Source organism: Escherichia sp. XD33, assembly GCF_019375075.1.
Lineage (GTDB): Bacteria > Pseudomonadota > Gammaproteobacteria > Enterobacterales > Enterobacteriaceae > Enterobacter > Enterobacter flexneri_A.
Window position 1 is genome coordinate 249,938 of sequence record NZ_JAENDM010000002.1, and the last position, 24,201, is coordinate 274,138.

Sequence of the window (24,201 nt, forward strand, 5' to 3'; positions counted from 1 at the left end):
TAAGCCGCATGTCGAGATGGCATGCGGCTTAATATTGCCGACTTCAAACGGCGCATCAACGCCTTATTTAAATCCTCCTTTTTATCCGCGATCGCGGATATCGCAGCGTTTATCCCGTAGAGCGGATAAGATGTGTTTCCAGATTGACTTATCCTCACTAAAGGATAAAACTTATAATATCCCCTTAAGCGGATAAACTTGCTGTGGACGTATGACATGATGAGCTTTCAGAAGATCTATAGCCCAACGCAATTGGCGAATGCAATGAAACTGGTTCGCCAGCAAAATGGCTGGACGCAGAGCGAGCTGGCGAAAAAAATTGGTATTAAGCAGGCGACGATTTCCAATTTCGAAAACAACCCTGACAATACCACGCTCACGACATTTTTTAAGATTTTACAGTCGCTTGAACTCTCAATGACGCTATGCGACGCGAAAAATGCCTCGCCAGAATCAACAGAACAGCAAAATCTGGAGTGGTAATGCCTAAACTTGTCACTTGGATGAACAACCAGCGGGTAGGCGAGTTAACGAAGTTAGCCAACGGCGCGCACACCTTTAAGTATGCACCGGAGTGGTTAGCAAGCCGTTATGCCAGACCGTTGTCACTTTCGCTGCCATTGCAGAGGGGGAATATCACCTCTGATGCCGTATTTAACTTCTTCGATAACCTGTTACCCGATAGCTCGATTGTACGTGACCGGATCGTTAAACGTTATCATGCCAAATCCAGACAACCGTTTGATTTATTGTCAGAAATAGGGCGAGACAGCGTTGGTGCCGTGACGTTAATACCCGAAGACGAAACCGTAACGCATCCGATAATGGCATGGGAAAAGCTTACTGAAGCCAGACTTGAAGAAGTATTAACGGCTTATAAAGCAGATATCCCGCTAGGCATGATTAGAGAAGAAAATGACTTTCGCATCTCGGTTGCTGGCGCACAGGAGAAGACAGCACTGCTCAGAATAGGCAATGACTGGCGCATTCCGAAAGGAATAACGCCGACGACGCACATCATTAAATTACCGATTGGCGAAATCAGGCAGCCCAATGCGACGCTCGATCTCAGCCAAAGCGTTGATAATGAGTATTACTGTCTGCTGCTGGCGAAAGAACTTGGGTTGAATGTTCCGGACGCAGAAATCATTAAAGCGGGAAATGTGCGCGCGTTAGCGGTCGAACGTTTTGACAGGCGTTGGAATGCTGAGCGAACGGTTTTACTTCGCTTGCCACAGGAGGATATGTGTCAGACATTCGGTTTACCTTCATCGGTGAAATATGAATCAGATGGAGGCCCAGGCATCGCGCGGATCATGGCTTTTTTGATGGGGTCCAGCGAGGCGCTGAAAGATCGCTATGATTTTATGAAATTCCAGGTCTTCCAGTGGTTGATTGGCGCAACGGACGGTCATGCAAAAAACTTCTCCGTATTTATTCAGGCTGGCGGCAGTTATCGACTCACGCCATTTTACGACATCATTTCAGCATTTCCGGTCCTTGGCGGTACGGGAATACACATCAGCGATCTCAAACTGGCAATGGGGCTTAACGCATCCAAAGGCAAAAAAACGGCAATCGATAAAATTTATCCGCGACATTTTTTGGCGACAGCAAAGGTGCTGAGATTCCCGGAAGTGCAGATGCATGAAATCCTGAGTGACTTTGCCAGAATGATTCCAGCAGCACTGGATAACGTGAAGACTTCATTACCGACAGATTTTCCGGAGAACGTGGTGACGGCAGTTGAAAGCAATGTGTTGAGGTTGCATGGACGGTTAAGCCGAGAATACGGTAGTAAGTGAGATATGGGGTTTGGTCATTGTTAATGAGCATGACAATCATGACCGCCAACGACTGGATTCTTCCTTGGTTTATATTGGTGCGCATAATGTGTTGAACATGTTAAATGACTGCACGAAGTGCTGGCATTTAGCCTTCTGCAATGAACTGCCAGACGTTGTCACTTGTTTTCTGGCATAGAAAATCACTGCAACAGCGGAATTACAGATACATCCTGAATGTTCGTTTTTCTTATTAATAGATAGCATTGTGAAATGCCGGTTATTTTATGACTATTTATAGCATCATCAACAGGTTGTAGCAATACAGTTTATGTCGGGATTTCTGTTTTCCCACTGAAGTATGAGCCAGCGCAGGTAATAAACATAAACCTGTACATCACCATCAATCATGTAGCAATTACGCTGAATCTTTTTTGTGAGAGGCCAGAACAACACTGTGCCATAAGGAGTTTCACACAGGATTACTTTCATATTCCCGTCAAGAACAACTTCATAATGAATTTGATTGTTTTTTAATTCATCTTCAGCCTCCATTAATATCTTATCTCGAATTTTATTTATTTCATGATAATGCCCGGAAGGAATCTTCATGGCAACGCGTCGTAATCCAGCTTCCCTGGCATTTTCTTCTGTGCTGATAAATGCCACCGTGTCAGCAGAATAAATCCGGCGATGTGAGTAATCCTTATCGAGCTCATACTCTCCCGGATTATCCTTCCATTTGTTGTAGCCATGCAATTTTGGAAGGTCATTGCAGAAGTTCTGAAAGTTATGCCATCGCTCGCATACAGTGACACCTTTGTAGCCTTTAAAATACTGCTTCCCTTTGGTTGTCATGTAGCACCTTGCCAGCATGTTATGCCAGAGTATGAATGCTCTCGTTCTTTGGTGTGTTCGGGTGTTTTCAATAGTTGAATGACATCCATTACCAATATATCCGACGCCGTAATATTTTGGTGTCATCAGCAACTTTCGTCGTTCTTCCTCCGATGATGGAAAAGCTTCGTCTGATACAGAACCAGTTTTAATATGCGAGCCATAGGCTTCCTTGATGATGCCACTGTCTTTGAATTCCACGACATAATAGCCTCGCCTTGATTTATCATCAGAGCGGCCAAGAATGGCGCATTCTCCATTATGTCGGGTTCTGAATGTTGCGCCGGGGAACAATACGTCATGAGTATAATTTTGATGAAAGCAATTATTACGGATACCTTTTTTGTAGCGGGGCATGATATTTCTCCTGCGTGATTTAACTGAAAGGGAAGGGAGTAAAAAGAATCGGGGCGGGTCCTTCTTTTTCGATTCACCTTCAGTCAGGCACTCATGCCGGAGAGATGGATTATATTTATGTAATCACTTCAAAAAATAAAATATAAAATTTTTCAAACAATGAATTGTGACAGATGATGGTACAAACCGTCAGGCGCTCTGTGTGGCATCATTAATACGGCACATGCAAATGCGTCAGGTTGCAGCCGGATGCGCTCAGATGGCTGTACAGATGCAATAAACAGGGCGCAACAGGGGGGGTTGCCAGTGTGAGAGGGCGCATATGCCTGACAATTGCAGGACTGTTTATTTATACAGCATCTGGTATTTTGCTTACATCGTGACCGCTGACTGCCTGTATGCGGTTTTGGGGTGATTTTGGCTTTAGTCATGGCTTTGCATTGCTACTGACTCTGGCGTTGCGCATGGTGCATTACAGGGAGCGCACTCAGGGTCAGGACTGCGCCGGAATCACCCGATAGGGTGGGTAAATAAAAAAATAAATATAATCGTTTTACAGATTTAAATATCTGTGCTACCATCGCCAAATCGCCAACCGGGGTTAATTCTTTTATATATGTTCTGTTATTCTCTTATATAGACTTGCTGTTTAATTGTTATTATCGGTTTTCTGTACTTATCTGCATCTGTCTTTGATGTTTCAATATTATCCCAATATTAAGCCCTCCGCAGGAGAGCCATGCGGCTTGAGCTGACAATAATAAGAAAAGAAAAATAAGAATCTCCACAAAAGTGAAGACTCCTATCAGTAATAAAAATCAGAAACTTATCTTATGAGTAGTGTTTTTAAAAACTAAAATCAATAGGTGTATTTCTAAACACTTTGTACTGACTATCATTCATTGCACTGAGCTTGATTTTTTGGGTTCTCTTTAAAACATAAGAGCATGCATCATTATCACCGGACTCTACTTTTATTGACAACACATTACCACTTTGAGAGAACCATACTTTAATAGAGCACTTTTGTCCTGTTAAGTCAGGTGCGCCACTCCTGATTTGGCTAAATGCATTACGAATTTCCATGCTATAATTTTGTATTTCTTGCCTTTCCTCTATTTCCTTTTGTGATAAGGGTTTCGCTATTGCTTGCTTGTTTTCACTATTTATCTTGGGTGTTTGCTTTCCAACATTGCAACCCATGCGATATGCCTGAGAAATTTCAATATACTCAGCGCGTTCCATTCCATGCAATGTATCCGCCTGTTTATTGAATTGTCGTATTTTGCTTTCGCATGCTGAGTTTCGACCCTGCATCGATTCTTTAGCTCCATTCAGACACACTTCATAAACCACGCCTGGACTGGCAATTCTGGACATACTTGCGTAAGAATCACATGTAGCAGTCGCTCTCATCTGCATCTGTGATTGCGTAATCGCCAGTGACTGATTTGCAAATAACAAACCGGTCATTGATATCAATAAGGGAAGGGTGATTAATTTTTTCATTCAGCACCTACCTGTAAGATGCAATCAATTCCCATTACGTCAGTACCCCAAAGTTTGATATCCGGCTCGCCACCTGATGCACCCTGAGTGCTCATATCCAGAGCAAGGATATAGAAACTGTTTTTATCAACATCAAACTCGTAGTTAACAAGTGGAGCACCACTGGTCTGATACACCGATTGCTGAATGTCCTGAATGCGTTTTTGTGAAATGAGCTTGCCGTTATGCAATAACTTTATGACGCCAACATCTTTCATGTAGCTCATGAATCCACTACTGGCACTACCGGTAACGTGTCGCTCAATGCTCCAGCCGCCATGACAAACAATATTGTCTGCCATTGCAGCAACCGGAATGGTCATGCTTGCGGCAGAGGCAAGGATTGGAATCAATCGTTTCATTTGAATCAGTTCCTGAAGCGAACATTCAGAACACTCAACAAGCCCGGTGAAGGCCGCAAGACATTTCAACCGTTAGGCGAACCAACCAGACTCAGCACATCCATATTCTGCGAGAACAAGGATGTCCACAAATCACTGGATTCTCCCTTGGTTTATGTTGGTGCGCATAATGTATATTATGTTAAATCATGTCTGAGTGATGCGAAGTGCTTTTCTGGTAGTCGTTATTCGTTCAGGGTTCAAGAACTTAAGCCTCTCCTCTTTCATAATTGGCCTGTGCATGGAGAAATAGCCTGGTTATTCCCTGCCCCATGCTAAGAGCGCAGTGTCTGTCGCATAGACACTGCATACGAAAACACCAGAGGGTGCTGTTACTTATTTAAGGACGGATCAAGCGGGAATGAGTCCACTCCGGTATCAGAAATGGCTACGTCTCAATGAAGTCAGGCGACCGATGCTGAATGAACATTACGATGTCACCACAGCAGCCTATGCTGTCGGTTACGAAAGCTATCCCATTTCAGTCGGGAATATTCGCGGATGTTTGGAGAGTCACCCAAGAGAGATATTACCAGGTTAAGAAAGTCTGTCGGACAGCTTTAATAAACCCTGCACTTATCTGTTTAGAGCAATTCGGTGTTAGTTTCAGCAAGCAAACATTAACCATAGCTAATGATTTATAGCCATATTAACCATTGGTAGCTCTTGACCTTTCCTGACACTTCCCTTGTTCGCAATAATATTCTGTTTAGTCACGGTTTATAAATAACATGCATAATGAAATCGTCATGTTATTTAGCGACATAAAATGTTTTTGCAAATACTCTCTTCAACAAGTGCAGCAATAAACTTGTTGTGGAACCAATATCCAGGTCGCAGGATATCGCTATTCTACGCAAGGTTTTTATAACTTATCCGACAGTGCATACAGTCGAATGAGTGGTTACACCGTCAAGCCTCCTACCGGAGACAGCAATGAGCAGACACAATTTATTGATTATTTTAATCTGTTCTACAGTAAGCGTGGTCAGGAACAAATAAGCATCTCTCGGCAGCTTGGAAATTACGGTACGACATTTTTCAGTGCCAGTCGCCAAAGTTACTGGAACACGTCACGCAGCGACCAGCAAATATCATTTGGATTAAATGTGCCGTTTGGTGATATTACGACTTCGCTGAATTACAGCTATTCCAATAATATATGGCAAAACGATCGGGATCATTTACTCGCTTTTACGCTTAATGTTCCCTTTAGTCATTGGATGCGTACAGACAGTCAGTCGGCATTTCGTAATTCAAATGCCAGTTACAGTATGTCAAACGATTTGAAAGGCGGCATGACCAATCTATCGGGGGTTTATGGCACTCTGCTGCCGGATAATAACCTGAATTATAGCGTTCAGGTCGGTAACACCCAAGGGGGTAATACATCGTCTGGCACCAGTGGTTACAGTTCTCTTAATTATCGTGGAGCTTACGGTAATACGAATGTCGGTTACAGTCGGAGTGGTGACAGCAGCCAGATTTATTACGGAATGAGTGGTGGGATTATTGCTCATGCTGATGGCATCACCTTTGGACAGCCGCTGGGCGACACAATGGTTCTGGTTAAGGCTCCTGGCGCTGATAATGTCAAAATAGAGAACCAGACCGGAATTCATACCGACTGGCGTGGCTATGCAATATTACCATTTGCGACAGAATATAGAGAAAATCGTGTCGCTCTTAACGCGAATTCCCTTGCAGATAATGTTGAACTGGATGAAACCGTAGTCACTGTCATCCCAACTCACGGTGCTATTGCCAGAGAAACATTTAATGCACAAATCGGCGGGAAAGTATTAATGACGTTGAAGTACGGTAATAAAAGCGTTCCATTCGGTGCAATTGTCACACACGGAGAGAATAAAAATGGCAGCATTGTCGCGGAAAACGGTCAGGTTTATCTGACTGGACTTCCACAGTCAGGGAAATTACAGGTTTCATGGGGCAAAGATAAAAACTCAAACTGTATTGTCGAGTACAAGCTTCCTGAAGTTTCTCCTGGTACCTTACTGAACCAGCAGACAGCAATCTGTCGCTAAGGAACAATAGATTATGAAATACAATAACATTATTTTCCTCGGTTTATGTCTGGGGTTAACCACCTATTCTGCTTTATCCGCAGATAGCGTTATTAAAATTAGCGGGCGCGTCCTCGATTATGGCTGCACAGTCTCATCGGATTCGCTTAATTTTACCGTAGATCTCCAAAAAAACAGTGCCAGACAATTTCCAACGACCGGTAGCACAAGTCCAGCCGTCCCTTTTCAGATTACGTTAAGTGAATGCAGCAAAGGGACAACGGGGGTTCGGGTTGCATTTAACGGTATTGAGGATGCAGAAAATAATACTTTGTTGAAACTGGATGAAGGAAGCAATACGGCCTCCGGTTTGGGTATAGAAATATTGGACGCAAATATGCGTCCGGTGAAACTGAATGATCTTCATGCCGGGATGCAGTGGATCCCACTGGTACCAGAACAGAACAATATTTTGCCTTACTCCGCTCGTCTGAAGTCAACTCAGAAGTCCGTCAATCCGGGACTGGTGAGGGCTTCGGCAACCTTTACCCTTGAATTTCAATAATCAGAGTCAGATATGAAAAGACTTCACAAGAGGTTCCTGTTAGCTACGTTTTGCGCGTTATTCACAGCAACTCTCCAGGCCGCCGATGTCACTATCACTGTTAATGGTCGGGTAGTCGCTAAACCCTGCACTATTCAAACCAAAGAAGCTAACGTTAATCTCGGGGATCTTTATACGCGCAATCTGCAACAACCTGGTTCTGCATCTGGCTGGCACAATATTACTTTGTCATTAACCGATTGTCCGGTTGAAACAAGTGCAGTGACGGCAATCGTGACAGGTTCAACTGACAATACGGGTTATTACAAAAATGAAGGTACTGCCGAAAATATTCAGATAGAGCTGAGGGATGACCAGGATGCTGCGTTAAAAAATGGCGATAGCAAAACGGTTATTGTTGATGAGATCACTCGTAATGCACAGTTTCCACTTAAGGCAAGAGCTATCACGGTGAATGGAAACGCAAGCCAGGGAACGATCGAGGCGCTAATCAATGTGATCTACACCTGGCAATAACGTCGATTCGATTTTCTTAGCCTTCTTTTTAAATCAATTTTTAACCTTAGGATATATCATGGGTAAAACAATCAGTATAAAGGTCCTGTTCGGTATTTATCTTCTATTAATGGCAGGCAAAGTTTTTGCCTTCAGTTGTAATGTCGATGGCGGGTCAAGTATTGGAGCAGGTACAACCTCTGTTTATGTTAATCTCGACCCTGTAATACAGCCGGGCCAGAATCTGGTTGTAGACTTGTCTCAGCATATAAGTTGCTGGAATGATTACGGCGGCTGGTACGACACTGATCATATAAACCTGGTACAAGGCTCAGCTTTCGCAGGCTCCCTACAGTCATATAAAGGATCGCTGTACTGGAATAATGTGACCTACCCCTTCCCGTTGACGACAAATACCAACGTTATTGGATATTGGTGATAAGACACCGATGCCATTACCGTTAAAACTCTATATTACCCCAGTTGGGGCGGCCGGTGGAGTTGTCATAAAAGCGGGGGAAGTCATTGCCCGTATTCATATGTATAAAATTGCAACATTAGGAAGCGGAAATCCGCGTAATTTTACGTGGAATATTATTTCAAATAACAATGTTGTTATGCCAACAGGCGGCTGCACCGTTGATAGTCGTAATGTCACCGTGGATCTCCCGGACTTTCCTGGAAGCGCAGAAATACCTCTTGGCGTATATTGCTCAAGCGAACAAAAGCTCTCATTTTATCTTTCGGGTGCCACCACTGACAGTAGCCGACAAGTGTTTGCTAACACAGCACCTGATGCAACAAAAGCATCGGGAGTGGGTGTCACTCTAATGCGTAATGGAAAAATACTGGCTACGGGAGAAAATGTCTCCCTGGGGACAGTAAATAAAAGCAAAGTACCTCTGGGTTTAAGCGCAACCTATGGACAAACAGGAAACAAGGTTTCAGCCGGAACCGTCCAGTCAGTCATTGGTGTCACTTTTATCTATGAATAATTGTGATTTTGACCTTAGTCTATGCGCTCCATTCACGAAAATTGCGCGGATAATTATTTTGTGAAGGCTATTAGCCTACACCTGTAAGAAAATCCGCGCACAATTGAAGCCAGAGTCTTATTTTTTATATTGAAAAATATGTTAATTTAAACACTATGAGAGATGATGCTTAACTTATCGTATTTAATCTATTGTTTAACGATAATAGATTAAAAATAGAAAGAGAGTAGTCCCCTACTCTTATATATCCATGTTGGCGATAATCCCTTTGTATGTACTGTGCATCATCGCTATTACAAATCCTAATAATTCATTTCCACACAGGATAAGTAGATGAAGAAAAAAATTGAATCCTACCAGGGTGCTGCAGGTGGTTGGGGTGCTGTCAAATCCGTAGCGAATGCAGTACGTAAGCAGATGGATATACGCCAGGATGTTATTGCCATGTTTGACATGAATAAGCCAGAGGGCTTTGACTGTCCGGGTTGTGCATGGCCAGATCCTAAGCACAGTGCGTCATTCGACATTTGTGAAAACGGCGCAAAAGCAATCGCCTGGGAAGTCACGGATAAGCAGGTAAATGCCTCTTTCTTTGCTGAGAATACGGTTCAATCATTACTTACCTGGGGAGATCACGAGCTTGAGGCTGCGGGACGTCTCACTCAGCCTTTGAAATATGATGCCGTCAGCGACTGTTACAAGCCATTAAGCTGGCAACAAGCTTTCGACGAAATTGGCGCACGCCTTCAAAGCTATAGTGATCCCAATCAGGTTGAATTCTATACTTCGGGCCGCACTTCCAATGAAGCTGCCTTTCTTTATCAGCTTTTTGCCCGTGAATACGGGAGCAATAACTTTCCCGACTGCTCCAACATGTGCCATGAACCGACAAGCGTGGGTTTGGCAGCGAGTATCGGTGTAGGTAAAGGGACCGTGTTGCTGGAAGACTTTGAGAAGTGCGATTTAGTCATTTGCATTGGGCATAACCCTGGTACAAACCACCCTCGCATGCTGACTTCGTTGCGCGCTTTAGTGAAACGGGGAGCGAAAATGATCGCCATCAATCCTCTACAGGAACGTGGCCTGGAGCGATTTACCGCACCGCAAAACCCGTTTGAAATGCTGACGAACTCTGAGACTCAGTTGGCCAGTGCCTACTACAACGTGCGCATTGGTGGCGATATGGCGTTGCTCAAGGGGATGATGCGCCTGTTAATTGAGCGCGATGATGCTGCAAGTGCCGCAGGTCGGCCCTCATTGCTTGATGACGAATTTATTCAAACGCATACCGTCGGCTTTGACGAGCTACGCCGTGACGTTCTCAATTCCGAGTGGAAAGATATCGAACGTATTTCTGGACTAAGTCAGACACAAATCGCCGAACTGGCTGACGCATATGCCGCTGCCGAACGCACCATTATCTGTTACGGAATGGGGATCACTCAGCACGAACATGGTACCCAGAACGTACAGCAACTGGTCAATTTGCTGTTGATGAAAGGTAACATTGGCAAGCCTGGTGCGGGTATCTGCCCACTACGTGGTCACTCTAATGTACAGGGCGACCGAACCGTCGGTATCACCGAGAAACCGTCTGCAGAGTTTCTGGCTCGCCTGGGTGAGCGCTATGGCTTCACCCCACCTCATGCACCTGGACATGCTGCAATTGCCAGCATGCAAGCAATATGTACGGGGCAGGCTCGAGCATTGATCTGCATGGGGGGCAACTTTGCACTGGCAATGCCAGATCGGGAAGCGAGCGCTGTACCGTTAACGCAATTAGATTTGGCGGTACACGTAGCCACTAAGCTTAACCGCTCTCATCTGCTGACCGCACGGCATAGCTATATTCTGCCGGTTCTGGGGCGTAGCGAGATTGATATGCAAAAAAGCGGTGCGCAGGCGGTAACCGTTGAGGATTCAATGTCGATGATTCATGCCTCGCGTGGCGTGTTAAAACCCGCCGGTGTAATGCTGAAATCAGAGTGTGCAGTGGTCGCGGGAATCGCGCAGGCAGCACTACCCCAGAGCGTGGTAGCCTGGGAGTATCTGGTGGAAGATTATGATCGCATTCGCAATGACATTGAAGCTGTGCTGCCAGAGTTCGCCGACTATAACCAGCGCATCCGTCATCCCGGTGGTTTTCACCTGATAAATGCAGCTGCTGAAAGGCGCTGGATGACGCCGTCAGGTAAGGCTAATTTCATTACCAGCAAAGGGCTGTTAGAAGATCCCTCTTCAGCGTTTAACAGTAAGCTGGTCATGGCGACAGTACGCAGCCACGATCAGTACAACACGACGATTTATGGTATGGATGATCGCTATCGAGGGGTATTCGGTCAACGAGATGTGGTCTTTATGAGTGCTAAACAAGCTAAAATTTGCCGTGTAAAAAACGGCGAAAGAGTTAATCTTATTGCGCTTACGCCAGACGGTAAGCGCAGCTCACGCCGCATGGATAGATTAAAAGTGGTCATTTACCCTATGGCTGACCGCTCACTGGTGACCTATTTTCCAGAATCGAATCACATGCTAACACTTGATAACCACGATCCATTAAGTGGCATTCCTGGCTATAAAAGTATTCCGGTTGAATTAGAACCATCAAATTAATGCCTCTTCTCATTTCTTCTGCTGTCATCCGCACAGCAGAAGAATTCCTCATTGACTATTATCGCGCAATTTGCTCACATGGATTAAATTAAACTACATACTATAAGATATAAACTTCTGCCTACAGCTGTAAGAAACTCCGCTCAGTACTGAAGCACCAGTCCTATTTCCTCTTTTCTCCAGCCTGTTATATTAAGCATACTGATTAACGATTTTTAAGGTTATCCGCTAAATAAACATATTTGAAATGCATGCGACCACAGTGAAAAACAAAATCACGCAAAGAGACAACTATAAAGAAATCATGTCTGTAATTGTGGTTGTCTTATTACTGACACTTACGTTGATAGCCATTTTTTCGGCAATTGATCAGCTGAGTATTTCAGAAATGGGTCGCATTGCAAGAGATCTTACACATTTCATTATCAATAGTTTGCAAGACTGAAAATAAACAGCAAATTATAAATGTGAAATGTTAAAAAAGTATCGATAAAACTTTATTGTTTTAAGGAGATAAAATGTCGCTCGTTTGTTCTGTTATATTTATTCATCATGCTTTCAACGCTAACATTTTAGATAAAGATTACGCCTTCTCTGACGGCGAGATCCTGATGGTAGATAACGCTGTTCGTACAAATTTTGAACCTTATGAGCGGCATTTTAAAGAAATCGGATTTAATGAAAATACCATTAAAAAATATCTACAATGCACTAACATCCAGACAGTGACGGTGCCTGTTCCTGCGAAGTTTTTACGTGCTTCAAATGTACCGACTGGATTGCTTAATGAAATGATTGCTTATCTCAACTCGGAAGAACGCAATCATCATAATTTTTCAGAACTTTTGCTTTTTTCTTGCCTGTCTATTTTTGCCGCATGCAAAGGTTTCATTACACTATTAACTAACGGTGTGCTATCCGTTTCTGGGAAAGTGAGAAATATTGTCAACATGAAGCTGGCGCACCCATGGAAGCTGAAAGATATTTGTGACTGCCTGTACATCAGTGAAAGCCTGTTGAAGAAAAAACTTAAGCAAGAGCAAACGACATTCTCACAGATTCTTTTAGATGCAAGAATGCAGCACGCAAAAAATTTGATACGCGTAGAAGGTTCAGTCAATAAAATTGCCGAACAATGTGGTTATGCCAGTACATCTTATTTTATTTATGCGTTCCGCAAACATTTCGGCAACAGTCCGAAGAGAGTTTCTAAGGAGTACCGTTGTCAAAGTCACACGGGTATGAATACGGGCAACACGATGAATGCTTTAGCTATTTGATTATTTGCTAACGAGTAGTCAACCACACACGCTGCGTAAGAATTAAATGGGGCAGCCATTCCCTGCCCCGCGTTGTTTTTAGGCGATATATTTATTGAAATAAATAAGTGACATCCATCACATATTTATGCACTTGCATAACCTGTTGCATGATTATTTATGATCTCAATTCTGCATTTTGTCAGTAAAATGCAATAATTTATTAAATATCAATAAATTAGTTGTTTATCGGCGAGAAATTACTTAATAGAACAGAAAGTAATGTCAACGCTTTATGGACTGTTTTTTCCCTTTTTTTAGCTAAATCTGCTATCTCTTTATGTGACTAACTTCACTTACATCCACTTATTTCTCTTCGTAAAATTACTTTGGAATTAAGTACAATAAGAAGAGGAACATTTATGAAGTCTGCATTAAAGAAAAGTGTCGTAAGTACCTCGATATCTTTGATACTGGCATCTGGTATGGCTGCATTTGCTGCTCATGCGGCAGATGATGTAAAGCTGAAAGCAACCAAAACAAACGTTGCTTTCTCAGACTTTACGCCGACAGAATACAGTACCAAAGGAAAGCCAAATATTATCGTACTGACCATGGATGATCTTGGTTATGGACAACTTCCTTTTGATAAGGGATCTTTTGACCCAAAAACAATGGAAAATCGTGAAGTTGTCGATACCTACAAAATAGGGATAGATAAAGCCATTGAAGCTGCACAAAAATCAACGCCGACGCTCCTTTCATTAATGGATGAAGGCGTACGTTTTACTAACGGCTATGTGGCACACGGTGTTTCCGGCCCCTCCCGCGCCGCAATAATGACCGGTCGAGCTCCCGCCCGCTTTGGTGTCTATTCCAATACCGATGCTCAGGATGGTATTCCGCTAACAGAAACTTTCTTGCCTGAATTATTCCAGAATCATGGTTATTACACTGCAGCAGTAGGTAAATGGCACTTGTCAAAAATCAGTAATGTGCCGGTACCGGAAGATAAACAAACGCGTGACTATCATGACAACTTCACCACATTTTCTGCGGAAGAATGGCAACCTCAAAACCGTGGCTTTGATTACTTTATGGGATTCCACGCTGCAGGAACGGCATATTACAACTCCCCTTCACTGTTCAAAAATCGTGAACGTGTCCCCGCAAAAGGTTATATCAGCGATCAGTTAACCGATGAGGCAATTGGCGTTGTTGATCGTGCCAAAACACTTGACCAGCCTTTTATGCTTTACCTGGCTTATAATGCTCCGCACCTGCCAAATGATAATCCTGCACCGGATCAATATCAGAAGCAATTTAATACCGGTAGTCAAACAGCAGATAACTACTACGCTTCCGTTTATTCTGTTGATCAGGGTGTAAAACGCATTCTCGAACAACTGAAGAAAAACGGACAGTATGACAATACAATTATTCTCTTTACCTCCGATAATGGTGCGGTTATCGATGGTCCTCTGCCGCTGAACGGGGCGCAAAAAGGCTATAAGAGTCAGACCTATCCTGGCGGTACTCACACCCCAATGTTTATGTGGTGGAAAGGAAAACTTCAACCCGGTAATTATGACAAGCTGATTTCCGCAATGGATTTCTACCCGACAGCTCTTGATGCAGCCGATATCAGCATTCCAAAAGACCTTAAGCTGGATGGCGTTTCCTTGCTGCCCTGGTTGCAAGATAAGAAACAAGGCGAGCCACATAAAAATCTGACCTGGATAACCTCTTATTCTCACTGGTTTGACGAGGAAAATATTCCATTCTGGGATAATTACCACAAATTTGTTCGCCATCAGTCAGACGATTACCCGCATAACCCCAACACTGAGGACTTAAGCCAATTCTCTTATACGGTGAGAAATAACGATTATTCGCTTGTCTATACAGTAGAAAACAATCAGTTAGGTCTCTACAAACTGACGGATCTACAGCAAAAAGATAACCTTGCCGCCGCCAATCCGCAGGTCGTTAAAGAGATGCAAGGCGTGGTAAGAGAGTTTATCGACAGCAGCCAGCCACCGCTTAGCGAGGTAAATCAGGAGAAGTTTAACAATATCAAGAAAGCACTAAGCGAAGCGAAATAACTAAACCTTCATGCGGCGGATTTTTCCGCCGCCTTATTGAGCGAGATAGCGATGCACGTTACAGCCAAGCCCTCCAGTTTTCAATGTAATCTCAAATGTGATTACTGTTTTTACCTTGAAAAAGAGTCGCAGTTTACTCATGAAAAATGGATGGATGACAGCACTCTGAAAGAGTTCATCAAACAATATATCGCAGCGTCTGGCAATCAGGTCTATTTTACCTGGCAAGGCGGTGAACCCACTCTGGCTGGCCTGGATTTTTTCCGTAAAGTTATTCACTATCAACAACGCTATGCAGGCCAAAAACGTATTTTTAATGCATTACAAACGAATGGCATTTTATTGAATAATGAATGGTGTGCCTTTCTCAAAGAACATGAATTTCTGGTTGGTATCTCGATCGATGGCCCCCAGGAGTTACATGACCGTTACAGACGCAGTAATTCAGGTAACGGTACTTTTGCAAAAGTGATAGCAGCCATCGAGCGTCTGAAATCATATCAAGTAGAGTTTAATACGTTAACCGTCATTAATAACGTTAATGTCCATTACCCTCTTGAGGTTTATCATTTTTTAAAATCTATCGGCAGTAAACATATGCAATTTATCGAATTGCTAGAAACCGGGACGCCGAATATTGATTTCAGTGGTCATAGTGAGAACACATTCCGTATCATTGATTTTTCTGTGCCTCCCACGGCTTATGGCAAGTTTATGTCAACCATTTTTATGCAATGGGTTAAAAACGATGTGGGTGAAATTTTCATCCGTCAGTTTGAAAGCTTTGTCAGCCGTTTTTTGGGGAATGGGCATACCAGTTGTATTTTCCAGGAGTCCTGCAAGGATAATCTGGTTGTTGAAAGTAATGGAGACATTTACGAATGCGACCATTTTGTCTATCCACAGTACAAAATTGGAAACATTAATAAATCTGAACTCAAAACGATGAACAGTGTACAACTGACAGCGCAAAAAAAACGGATTCCAGCGAAATGTCAGCAATGTGCATATAAACCTATCTGCAATGGCGGTTGTCCTAAGCATCGTATTACTAAAGTAAACAATGAGACTGTTTCTTATTTTTGCGAAGGTTATAAAATCCTTTTTTCAACCATGGTACCTTATATGAACGCCATGGTAGAGTTAGCTAAGAACAGAGTACCGCTTTACCACATTATGGATGTTGCAAAACAAATGGAGAATAATTAATAACGCTCTCTTTTAACTCCATTCTTAGCCTCCTTCTTATGACCTTAACAAGGCACCCGACATAAATTCCTGTCGGGTGTTTCGTCATCATCATCTTCCCTTGCGAAAATCCTGGCTTACGTGGTATGCATCAGGGCATTAGCAATATCCTTGATTATCAATAGCATAACCATAACCACTGAAAATGAAATATTCCTTTATATTTCATATTGTTAAATGATACTTAAATAAATTTCATCAGTAAATCATTGCCATAGATAATCATTGGATGGCACAATCAATTTTCGCTAATGATAACCATTCCCATTACGCTTCGTATGTTGATAGCAAAGTATCTCTGTCTGTTGAAGCCCTTTTGGCTGCGTAAGAATAATAAAACTTCAGTGTTGTTAATCATTATTATCCTCGCAATGATCCTTGGCGTGGTTAAAATTCAGGTCTGGTTAAACGACTGGAATAATGATTTTTTCAGTGCGCTAAGCCAGAAAGAAACCGATAAGCTTTGGCAGCTTGTCCTTTGGTTCCCTGCCCTGCTGGGGATCTTTGTATTAATATCCGTAAACAAAACATGGTTAATTAAACTGCTGACTATTCGCTGGCGCGAATGGTTAACAGATTACTACCTTAATCGGTGGTTTGCAGATAAAAACTACTACTTCACGCAGATCTACGGCGAGCATAAAAATACAGATAACCCTGACCAACGTATCGCTGAAGACATTCTCTTACTGATCAGCAAAACGCTCAGTCTTTCATTTGGCTTCATCCAGTCACTTAGCATGCTGATCACCTTTACCGTTATTCTTTGGCAAAGCGCGGGTACGCTCTCATTCACTGTTGGTGGAACAGAATGGAATATCCAGGGGTATATGGTCTATACCGTCGTGCTCATTGTGATCGGTGGAACTTTATTTACCCATAAGGTGGGTAAACGTATTCGTCCGCTTAATGTGGAAAAACAACGTAGCGAAGCGACATTTCGAACAAATCTTGTGCAGCATAATAAGCAGGCAGAACTGATTGCGCTAAGCAATGCTGAGTCTCTACAACGCCAGGAGTTGAGCGACAATTTTCATACCATTAAAGAGAACTGGCATCGTTTAATGAATCGTCAGCGGTGGCTTGATTACTGGCAGAATATTTATTCGCGCTCGCTTGGCGTTCTTCCCTACTTTCTGTTATTGCCGCAGTTTATTAGCGGGCAGATCAATCTGGGCGGACTGATGAAATCGCGCCAGGCATTTATGCTGGTATCGAACAATTTAAGCTGGTTTATTTATAAATATGACGAACTTGCTGAACTGGCTGCGGTTATCGATCGCTTGTATGAGTTCCATCAACTCACTGAACAGCGCCCTACGAATAAGCCTAAAAATTGCCAACATGCGGTACAAGTGGCTGATGCGAGTATTCGTACGCCTGATAATAAGATCATATTAGAGAACCTGAACTTTCATGTTTCGCCAGGCAAATGGCTATTACTGAAAGGCTACTCTGGTGCGGGAAAAACCACACTGCTTAAAACATTATCCCACTGCTGGCCGTGGTTTAAAGGTGATATTTCTTCTCCTGCTGACAGTTGGTATGTGTCACAAACACCGTTAATCAAAACCGGCTTACTGAAAGAGATTATTTGTAAAGCACTTCCCCTGCCCGTAGACGATAAATCGTTGAGCGAAGTACTGCATCAGGTTGGTCTTGGGAAATTGGCTGCGCGTATTCATGACCACGATCGCTGGGGAGATATTCTTTCCAGCGGCGAAAAACAACGTATCGCCCTGGCACGATTAATTTTACGACGTCCGAAATGGATATTTCTTGACGAAACTACCTCTCATCTTGAGGAACAAGAGGCTATCCGCTTACTGCGTTTAGTGCGTGAAAAACTACCCACAAGCGGCGTCATTATGGTTACACATCAACCCGGTGTCTGGAACCTGGCCGATGATATTTGTGACATTAGCGCGGTTTTATAAAAACAATAAAAGCCCTGCTGTACGGAGATATAAATAAATGAAGCGAGTTCTTATTCCTGGCGTCATTTTATGTGGCGCTGATGTGGCGCAGGCCGTCGATGACAAAAACATGTACATGCATTTTTTTGAAGAGATGACGGTCTATGCTCCTGTCCCTGTACCCGTAAACGGCAACACGCATTACACCAGTGAAAGCATCGAGCGTTTACCGACCGGGAATGGCAATATCAGCGATCTGCTGAGAACCAACCCTGCGGTACGCATGGATTCAACGCAAAGTACCTCGTTGAACCAGGGAGATATTCGCCCTGAGAAAATCTCTATTCACGGTGCGTCGCCCTACCAGAATGCCTATTTGATTGACGGTATTAGTGCAACTAATAACCTGAACCCAGCGAATGAGTCCGATGCCAGTAGTGCAACCAATATTAGCGGGATGTCACAGGGGTATTATCTTGATGTCAGCTTACTGGACAATGTGACGCTTTATGACAGTTTTGTGCCGGTTGAATTTGGTCGCTTCAATGGCGGGGTAATTGATGCAAAGATCAAACGCTTCAACGCTGATGATAGCAAGGTGAAATTGGGTTATCGCACTACGCGTTCGGACTGGTTAACATCGCATATCGATGAGAATAACAAGAGCGCATTTAATCAAGGCTCTTCAGGAAGTACTTATTACTCCCCAGATTTTAAAAAGAACTTTTATACCTTGTCGTTTAATCAGGAACTCGCTGATAACTTCGGCGTTACCGCCGGTTTATCGCGCCGCCAGTCTGATATCACCCGCGCGGATTATGTTTCGAATGACGGCATTGTCGCCGGTCGGGCACAGTATAAAAACGTTATCGATACTGCATTGAGCAAATTTACCTGGTTTGCCAGCGACCGCTTTACCCACGATTTAACCTTAAAATATACCGGCTCCAGCCGTGATTATAATACCAGCACCTTCCCGCAGTCTGATCGCGAAATGGGTAATAAATCCTATGGTCTGGCATGGGATATGGATACGCAGCTCGCATGGGCCAAACTGCGTACCACCGTTGGTTGGGATCATATTAGTGATTATACCCGTCACGATCATGACATCTGGTACACCGAACTTTCATGTACATATGGTGATATTACAGGGCGTTGCACCCGTGGCGGATTAGGACACATTTCCCAGGCTGTAGATAATTACACCTTCAAAACACGCCTGGACTGGCAAAAATTCGCCGTGGGTAATGTTTCGCATCAACCCTACTTCGGCGCGGAATACATCTATTCCGATGCGTGGACTGAACGCCATAACCAGTCTGAATCCTATGTGATTAATGCTGCCGGAAAGAAAACTAACCATACCATTTACCTTAAAGGTAAAGGCCGCCTGGGAATTGACAACTACACGCTGTATATGGCGGATCGCATTAGCTGGCGTAATGTGTCATTAATGCCCGGCGTGCGGTATGACTATGACAACTATCTGTCAAACCACAATATCTCCCCGCGCTTTATGACGGAATGGGATATTTTTGCTAATCAAACCTCAATGATTACAGCAGGTTATAACCGTTACTATGGCGGGAATATTCTTGATATGGGATTACGTGATATCCGCAATAGCTGGACGGAATCGGTATCAGGTAATAAAACTCTGACGCGTTATCAGGATTTGAAAACGCCTTATAACGATGAACTGGCAATGGGATTGCAGCAGAAAATCGGTAAGAACGTTATTGCGCGTGCAAACTATGTTTACCGTGAAGCGCATGATCAAATCAGCAAAAGCAGTCGTACCGACAGCGCGACTAAAACCACCATTACTGAATATAACAACGATGGCAAAACCAAAACGCATTCGTTCAGCCTCAGTTTTGAACTGGCCGAACCCCTGCATATCCGCCAGGTAGATATTAACCCACAAATTGTCTTTAGCTATATCAAGAGCAAGGGCAACTTGTCGTTAAACAATGGTTATGAGGAGAGCAATACCGGTGATAACCAGGTGGTTTATAACGGTAATCTGGTCTCTTACGAGAGCGTTCCAGTGGCAGATTTTAATAACCCATTAAAGATCTCCTTAAACATGGATTTCACGCATCAACCGAGCGGGTTAGTGTGGGCGAATACGCTGGCCTGGCAAGAAGCGCGTAAAGCTCGCATTATCCTTGGTAAGACAAATGCGCAATACATCAGCGAATATTCAGATTACAAGCAGTATGTTGACGAAAAACTGGATAGCAGCCTGACCTGGGACACCCGCTTGTCCTGGACGCCACAATTTCTGAAACAACAAAACCTGACGATCAGTGCCGATATTCTCAATGTACTGGATAGCAAAACCGCTGTTGATACAACGAACACCGGTGTGGCGACCTACGCCAGTGGCCGTACTTTCTGGCTTGATGTCAGCATGAAATTTTAATAGTTCGGATTTTACTTAACCGGGTAAATTCGCCCGGTTTTCGCATGGAGATAATTATGAGAAACCTCTGTTTCTTACTGACGTTAGTGGCAACTCTGTTGCTCCCCGGGCGGCTGATTGCCGCCGCCTTACCGCAGGATGAAAAGTTAATTACCGGGCAACTGGACAATGGCTTGCGATATATGATTTATCCGCATGCTCATCCAAAGGATCAGGTAAATTTATGGCTGCAAATTCATACCGGTTCATTGCAGGAAGAAGACAATGAGCGCGGCGTGGCTCATTTTGTAGAACATATGATGTTTAACGGCACAAAAACATGGCCGGGTAATAAAGTCATCAAAACATTTGAGTCAATGGGCCTGCGTTTTGGTCGCGATGTTAATGCCTATACCAGCTATGACGAAACGGTGTATCAGGTGAGTTTGCCGACTACGCAGAAACAAAATCTGCAACAAGTGATGGCAATCTTCAGTGAATGGAGTAATGCCGCCACCTTTGAAAAACTCGAAGTAGACGCTGAACGTGGCGTAATTACTGAGGAATGGCGTGCCCATCAGGATGCGAAATGGCGCACCTCTCAGGCGCGCCGCCCTTTCCTGCTGGCTAATACCCGTAATTTAGACCGTGAACCTATCGGCCTGATGGATACTGTCGCCACGGTCACACCGACACAATTGCGCCAATTTTATCAACGCTGGTATCAACCCAATAATATGACCTTTATCGTGGTCGGCGATATCGACAGTAAAGAAGCGCTGGCGCTGATAAAGGATAATTTAAGTAAGCTTCCGGCTAACAAAGCAGCTGAAAATCGCGTCTGGCCGACAAAAGCTGAAAATCACCTGCGCTTTAATATCATTAATGATAAAGAAAACCGGGTGAACGGCATCGCACTCTATTATCGCCTGCCAATGGTACAAGTGAACGATGAGCAAAGCTTTATCGAACAAGCTGAATGGAGCATGTTAGTTCAGCTGTTCAATCAACGTCTGCAGGAACGCATACAGTCGGGCGAGTTGAAGACTATTTCTGGCGGCACTGCGCGCAGCGTTAAAATTGCACCCGATTATCAGTCGCTGTTTTTCCGTGTAAATGCACGAGACGATAATATGCAGGATGCTGCGAATGCATTAATGGCAGAGTTGGCAACCATTGATCAGCATGGTTTTTCTGCTGAAGAACTCGATGATGTCAAATCTACCCGCCTCACCTGGCTGAAAAATGCGGTTGATCAGCAAGCTGAACGTGATTTACGTATGCTGACCAGTCGCCTGGCATCCAGCTCATTAAATAATACGCCGTTCTTGTCGCCGGAAGAGACATATCAACTTTCGAAACGTCTGTGGCAGCAAATTACCGTGCAAAGTCTGGCGGAAAAATGGCAGCAGTTAAGAAAGAACCAGGACGCATTTTGGGAGCAAATGGTAAACAATGAGGTTGCCGCCAAAAAAGCATTGTCTCCTGCGGCTATCCTGGCGCTGGAAAAGGAGTACGCCAACAAAAAGCTGGCGGCTTACGTCTTCCCAGGCAGAAATTTATCGTTAACAGTAGACGCAGACCCACAGGCGGAAATTAGCAGCAAAGAAACGCTGGCGGAGAATCTGACATCATTAACACTTTCCAATGGTGCCAGGGTTATTCTGGCAAAATCCGCGGGTGAAGAGCAAAAGCTACAAATTATTGCCGTATCGAATAAAGGCGATTTAAGTTTCCCTGCGCAGCAAAAATCACTTATCGCGCTGGCAAATAAAGCAGTTAGCGGAAGCGGCGTTGGCGAACTCTCCTCTTCCAGCCTGAAACGCTGGAGTGCGGAAAATTCGGTAACCATGAGCAGTAAAGTCAGTGGCATGAATACGTTGCTCTCCGTTAGCGCGCGGACTAATAACCCTGAACCTGGTTTTCAGTTGATTAACCAGCGAATCACCCACAGCACGCTTAACGATAATATTTGGGCATCGCTACAAAATGCTCAAATTCAGGCGTTGAAAACGCTCGACCAGCGTCCAGCGGAGAAATTCGCCCAGCAGATGTATGAGACGCGCTATGCTGATGACCGCACGAAATTACTGCAAGAAAATCAGATTGCACAGTTTACTGCCGCAGATGCGCTGGCTGCCGATCGCCAATTGTTTTCATCTCCAGCGGATATCACGTTTGTCATTGTCGGTAATGTCGCAGAAGACAAACTCGTGGCGTTAATTACGCGTTACTTAGGATCAATCAAACACTCTGATTCGCCATTAGCCGCAGGTAAACCATTAACTCGCGCGACGGACAACGCATCGGTTACTGTAAAAGAACAAAATGAACCTGTGGCACAGGTTTCACAGTGGAAGCGTTATGATTCCCGGACACCTGTTAATCTGCCGACGCGTATGGCGCTCGATGCTTTTAACGTCGCACTGGCAAAAGATCTACGCGTTAATATTCGTGAACAGGCATCTGGGGCATACAGCGTTTCTTCTCGCCTCTCGGTTGATCCTCAGGCCAAAGATATCAGTCATTTGCTGGCTTTTACTTGTCAACCAGAACGACATGATGAACTGTTAACGTTAGCGAATGAAGTGATGGTTAAGCGTCTGGCTAAAGGGATCAGTGAGCAAGAACTGAATGAATACCAGCAAAACGTTCAGCGCAGCCTCGATATCCAACAGCGTAGCGTTCAACAATTAGCGAACACCATTGTAAATAGTCTTATTCAATATGACGATCCTGCAGCATGGACTGAGCAGGAGCAATTGTTGAAACAAATGACGGTAGAGAATGTTAACACTGCCGTTAAACAATATCTTTCTCATCCGGTAAATACTTATACCGGAGTATTATTGCCAAAATAATAACAGCCCCGTCAACACATCGTTGGCGGGGATTTTAGCAATATTCGCTATTTTTATGTAATAATTTTATAAATGCGTTCAAAATAATAATCAAGTACTAATAGTGATATTTTAAGGTCTGATTTTTACGTGATAATTCAGGAGACACAGAATGCGCATAAAAATAACAGCATAAAACACCTTACCACCACCCAAGAATTTCATATTGCATTGTTTTTCAATGAAAAAATATTATTCTCGTAATATCTCACGATAAATAACATTAGGATTTTGTTATTTAAACACGAGTCCTTTGCACTTGCTTACTTTATCGATAAATCCTACTTTTTTAATGCGATCCAATCATTTTAAGGAGTTTAAAATGGATAAGAAGCAAGTAACGGATTTAAGGTCGGAACTACTCGATTCACGTTTTGGTGCGAAGTCTATTTCCACTATCGCAGAATCAAAACGTTTTCCGCTGCACGAAATGCGCGACGATGTCGCATTCCAGATTATCAATGACGAATTATATCTTGATGGCAACGCTCGTCAGAACCTGGCCACTTTCTGCCAGACCTGGGACGACGAAAATGTCCACAAATTGATGGATTTATCCATTAACAAAAACTGGATCGACAAAGAAGAATATCCGCAATCCGCAGCCATCGACCTGCGTTGCGTAAATATGGTTGCCGATCTGTGGCATGCGCCTGCGCCGAAAAATGGTCAGGCCGTTGGCAC

The 24,201-nt window shown here is 43.7% G+C and carries 17 protein-coding genes and 3 pseudogenes; 16 read left to right on the forward strand and 4 right to left on the reverse strand.

Annotated elements, in window-relative coordinates; translation table 11 throughout:
- Window positions 1-216 precede the first annotated feature (216 nt).
- Window positions 217-483, forward strand: a complete 267-nt coding sequence (gene hipB / locus K0778_RS02775; protein ID WP_001301023.1) for a type II toxin-antitoxin system antitoxin HipB — start codon at window positions 217-219, stop codon at window positions 481-483.
- Window positions 483-1,805: a type II toxin-antitoxin system serine/threonine protein kinase toxin HipA gene (hipA, locus tag K0778_RS02780; RefSeq protein ID WP_021559062.1), complete on the forward strand. Its 1,323-nt coding sequence runs from the start codon at window positions 483-485 to the stop codon at window positions 1,803-1,805. The genes hipB and hipA overlap by 1 nt, the downstream gene beginning before the upstream one ends.
- 285 nt (window positions 1,806-2,090) lie before the next feature.
- On the opposite strand, the gene K0778_RS02785 is transcribed toward hipA, so the two are convergent.
- From K0778_RS02785 to K0778_RS02795, 3 genes are all read right to left on the reverse strand, one after another.
- Window positions 2,091-3,038, reverse strand: coding sequence for a hypothetical protein (locus tag K0778_RS02785; RefSeq protein WP_063084864.1), 948 nt, complete (start codon window positions 3,036-3,038; stop codon window positions 2,091-2,093).
- Window positions 3,039-3,884: 846 nt separating this feature from the next.
- A complete protein-coding gene (locus tag K0778_RS02790; protein WP_016239973.1) occupies window positions 3,885-4,547 on the reverse strand; it encodes a cell envelope integrity TolA C-terminal domain-containing protein in 663 nt (220 codons plus the stop codon).
- Window positions 4,544-4,948, reverse strand: a complete 405-nt coding sequence (locus K0778_RS02795) for a hypothetical protein (RefSeq protein WP_016245988.1) — start codon at window positions 4,946-4,948, stop codon at window positions 4,544-4,546. The genes K0778_RS02790 and K0778_RS02795 overlap by 4 nt, the downstream gene beginning before the upstream one ends.
- A gap of 394 nt (window positions 4,949-5,342) precedes the next feature.
- On the opposite strand from K0778_RS02795, the pseudogene K0778_RS02800 reads away from it, so the two are divergent.
- The 10 genes and pseudogenes from K0778_RS02800 to K0778_RS02845 all read left to right on the forward strand — a co-directional run.
- Window positions 5,343-5,551 (forward strand): annotated as a pseudogene (locus K0778_RS02800) (helix-turn-helix domain-containing protein); the annotation flags it as partial.
- Between the two features lie 254 nt (window positions 5,552-5,805).
- Window positions 5,806-7,032, forward strand: a pseudogene (locus K0778_RS02805) (fimbria/pilus outer membrane usher protein); the annotation flags it as partial.
- A gap of 13 nt (window positions 7,033-7,045) precedes the next feature.
- Window positions 7,046-7,576 (forward strand): fimbrial protein, encoded by a 531-nt coding sequence (locus K0778_RS02810; protein ID WP_000876763.1) that lies wholly within the window; start codon window positions 7,046-7,048, stop codon window positions 7,574-7,576.
- Window positions 7,577-7,588: 12 nt separating this feature from the next.
- Entirely contained in the window at window positions 7,589-8,092 is a 504-nt protein-coding gene (locus K0778_RS02815; RefSeq protein ID WP_000825452.1) for a fimbrial protein, read from the forward strand.
- Between the two features lie 58 nt (window positions 8,093-8,150).
- Window positions 8,151-9,066 (forward strand): annotated as a pseudogene (locus K0778_RS02820) (fimbrial protein).
- A gap of 333 nt (window positions 9,067-9,399) precedes the next feature.
- Window positions 9,400-11,679, forward strand: coding sequence for an acid resistance putative oxidoreductase YdeP (ydeP, locus tag K0778_RS02825; protein ID WP_000726695.1), 2,280 nt, complete (start codon window positions 9,400-9,402; stop codon window positions 11,677-11,679).
- A 247-nt stretch (window positions 11,680-11,926) separates the two neighbouring features.
- Window positions 11,927-12,124: a two-component system connector SafA gene (safA, locus tag K0778_RS02830; RefSeq protein WP_000543394.1), complete on the forward strand. Its 198-nt coding sequence runs from the start codon at window positions 11,927-11,929 to the stop codon at window positions 12,122-12,124.
- A gap of 73 nt (window positions 12,125-12,197) precedes the next feature.
- Window positions 12,198-12,959 carry an acid stress response transcriptional regulator YdeO gene (gene ydeO / locus K0778_RS02835; protein ID WP_000060500.1) on the forward strand — a complete coding sequence of 254 codons (762 nt, stop codon included), beginning with the start codon at window positions 12,198-12,200 and terminating at the stop codon, window positions 12,957-12,959.
- A 401-nt stretch (window positions 12,960-13,360) separates the two neighbouring features.
- Window positions 13,361-15,043, forward strand: coding sequence for a sulfatase-like hydrolase/transferase (locus K0778_RS02840; RefSeq protein ID WP_001295684.1), 1,683 nt, complete (start codon window positions 13,361-13,363; stop codon window positions 15,041-15,043).
- Between the two features lie 51 nt (window positions 15,044-15,094).
- Window positions 15,095-16,252: an anaerobic sulfatase maturase gene (locus tag K0778_RS02845; RefSeq protein ID WP_001301030.1), complete on the forward strand. Its 1,158-nt coding sequence runs from the start codon at window positions 15,095-15,097 to the stop codon at window positions 16,250-16,252.
- On the opposite strand, the gene K0778_RS02850 is transcribed toward K0778_RS02845, so the two are convergent.
- Window positions 16,218-16,340 (reverse strand): protein YneP, encoded by a 123-nt coding sequence (locus K0778_RS02850; RefSeq protein ID WP_120795387.1) that lies wholly within the window; start codon window positions 16,338-16,340, stop codon window positions 16,218-16,220. The genes K0778_RS02845 and K0778_RS02850 overlap by 35 nt on opposite strands.
- A gap of 202 nt (window positions 16,341-16,542) precedes the next feature.
- Here K0778_RS02850 and K0778_RS02855 point away from each other — a divergent pair, with 202 nt between their 5' ends.
- The 4 genes from K0778_RS02855 to K0778_RS02870 form a co-directional block, all read left to right on the forward strand.
- Window positions 16,543-18,228, forward strand: a complete 1,686-nt coding sequence (locus tag K0778_RS02855) for an ABC transporter ATP-binding protein/permease (RefSeq protein ID WP_153449053.1) — start codon at window positions 16,543-16,545, stop codon at window positions 18,226-18,228.
- Between the two features lie 37 nt (window positions 18,229-18,265).
- The gene (locus tag K0778_RS02860; RefSeq protein ID WP_072651178.1) at window positions 18,266-20,638 is read left to right on the forward strand and encodes a TonB-dependent siderophore receptor; all 2,373 of its coding nucleotides are present in this window, start codon (window positions 18,266-18,268) and stop codon (window positions 20,636-20,638) included.
- Window positions 20,639-20,694: 56 nt separating this feature from the next.
- The gene (locus K0778_RS02865) at window positions 20,695-23,478 is read left to right on the forward strand and encodes a pitrilysin family protein (protein WP_063084862.1); all 2,784 of its coding nucleotides are present in this window, start codon (window positions 20,695-20,697) and stop codon (window positions 23,476-23,478) included.
- Between the two features lie 361 nt (window positions 23,479-23,839).
- Window positions 23,840-24,201, forward strand: a 362-nt coding sequence (locus tag K0778_RS02870) for a pyridoxal-dependent decarboxylase (RefSeq protein WP_001491014.1), incomplete at its 3' end; no start/stop codon positions are given.

What these genes read in the sequence shown, in the direction of transcription:
- hipB (WP_001301023.1), top strand. Translation starts at nt 217, where the DNA reads ATGATGAGCTTTCAGAAGATCTATAGCCCAACGCAATTGGCGAATGCA.
- hipA (WP_021559062.1), top strand. Translation starts at nt 483, where the DNA reads ATGCCTAAACTTGTCACTTGGATGAACAACCAGCGGGTAGGCGAGTTA.
- K0778_RS02785 (WP_063084864.1), bottom strand. Translation starts at nt 3,038, where the DNA reads ATGCCCCGCTACAAAAAAGGTATCCGTAATAATTGCTTTCATCAAAAT.
- K0778_RS02790 (WP_016239973.1), bottom strand. Translation starts at nt 4,547, where the DNA reads ATGAAAAAATTAATCACCCTTCCCTTATTGATATCAATGACCGGTTTG.
- K0778_RS02795 (WP_016245988.1), bottom strand. Translation starts at nt 4,948, where the DNA reads ATGAAACGATTGATTCCAATCCTTGCCTCTGCCGCAAGCATGACCATT.
- K0778_RS02810 (WP_000876763.1), top strand. Translation starts at nt 7,046, where the DNA reads ATGAAATACAATAACATTATTTTCCTCGGTTTATGTCTGGGGTTAACC.
- K0778_RS02815 (WP_000825452.1), top strand. Translation starts at nt 7,589, where the DNA reads ATGAAAAGACTTCACAAGAGGTTCCTGTTAGCTACGTTTTGCGCGTTA.
- ydeP (WP_000726695.1), top strand. Translation starts at nt 9,400, where the DNA reads ATGAAGAAAAAAATTGAATCCTACCAGGGTGCTGCAGGTGGTTGGGGT.
- safA (WP_000543394.1), top strand. Translation starts at nt 11,927, where the DNA reads ATGCATGCGACCACAGTGAAAAACAAAATCACGCAAAGAGACAACTAT.
- ydeO (WP_000060500.1), top strand. Translation starts at nt 12,198, where the DNA reads ATGTCGCTCGTTTGTTCTGTTATATTTATTCATCATGCTTTCAACGCT.
- K0778_RS02840 (WP_001295684.1), top strand. Translation starts at nt 13,361, where the DNA reads ATGAAGTCTGCATTAAAGAAAAGTGTCGTAAGTACCTCGATATCTTTG.
- K0778_RS02845 (WP_001301030.1), top strand. Translation starts at nt 15,095, where the DNA reads ATGCACGTTACAGCCAAGCCCTCCAGTTTTCAATGTAATCTCAAATGT.
- K0778_RS02850 (WP_120795387.1), bottom strand. Translation starts at nt 16,340, where the DNA reads ATGACGAAACACCCGACAGGAATTTATGTCGGGTGCCTTGTTAAGGTC.
- K0778_RS02855 (WP_153449053.1), top strand. Translation starts at nt 16,543, where the DNA reads ATGATAACCATTCCCATTACGCTTCGTATGTTGATAGCAAAGTATCTC.
- K0778_RS02860 (WP_072651178.1), top strand. Translation starts at nt 18,266, where the DNA reads ATGAAGCGAGTTCTTATTCCTGGCGTCATTTTATGTGGCGCTGATGTG.
- K0778_RS02865 (WP_063084862.1), top strand. Translation starts at nt 20,695, where the DNA reads ATGAGAAACCTCTGTTTCTTACTGACGTTAGTGGCAACTCTGTTGCTC.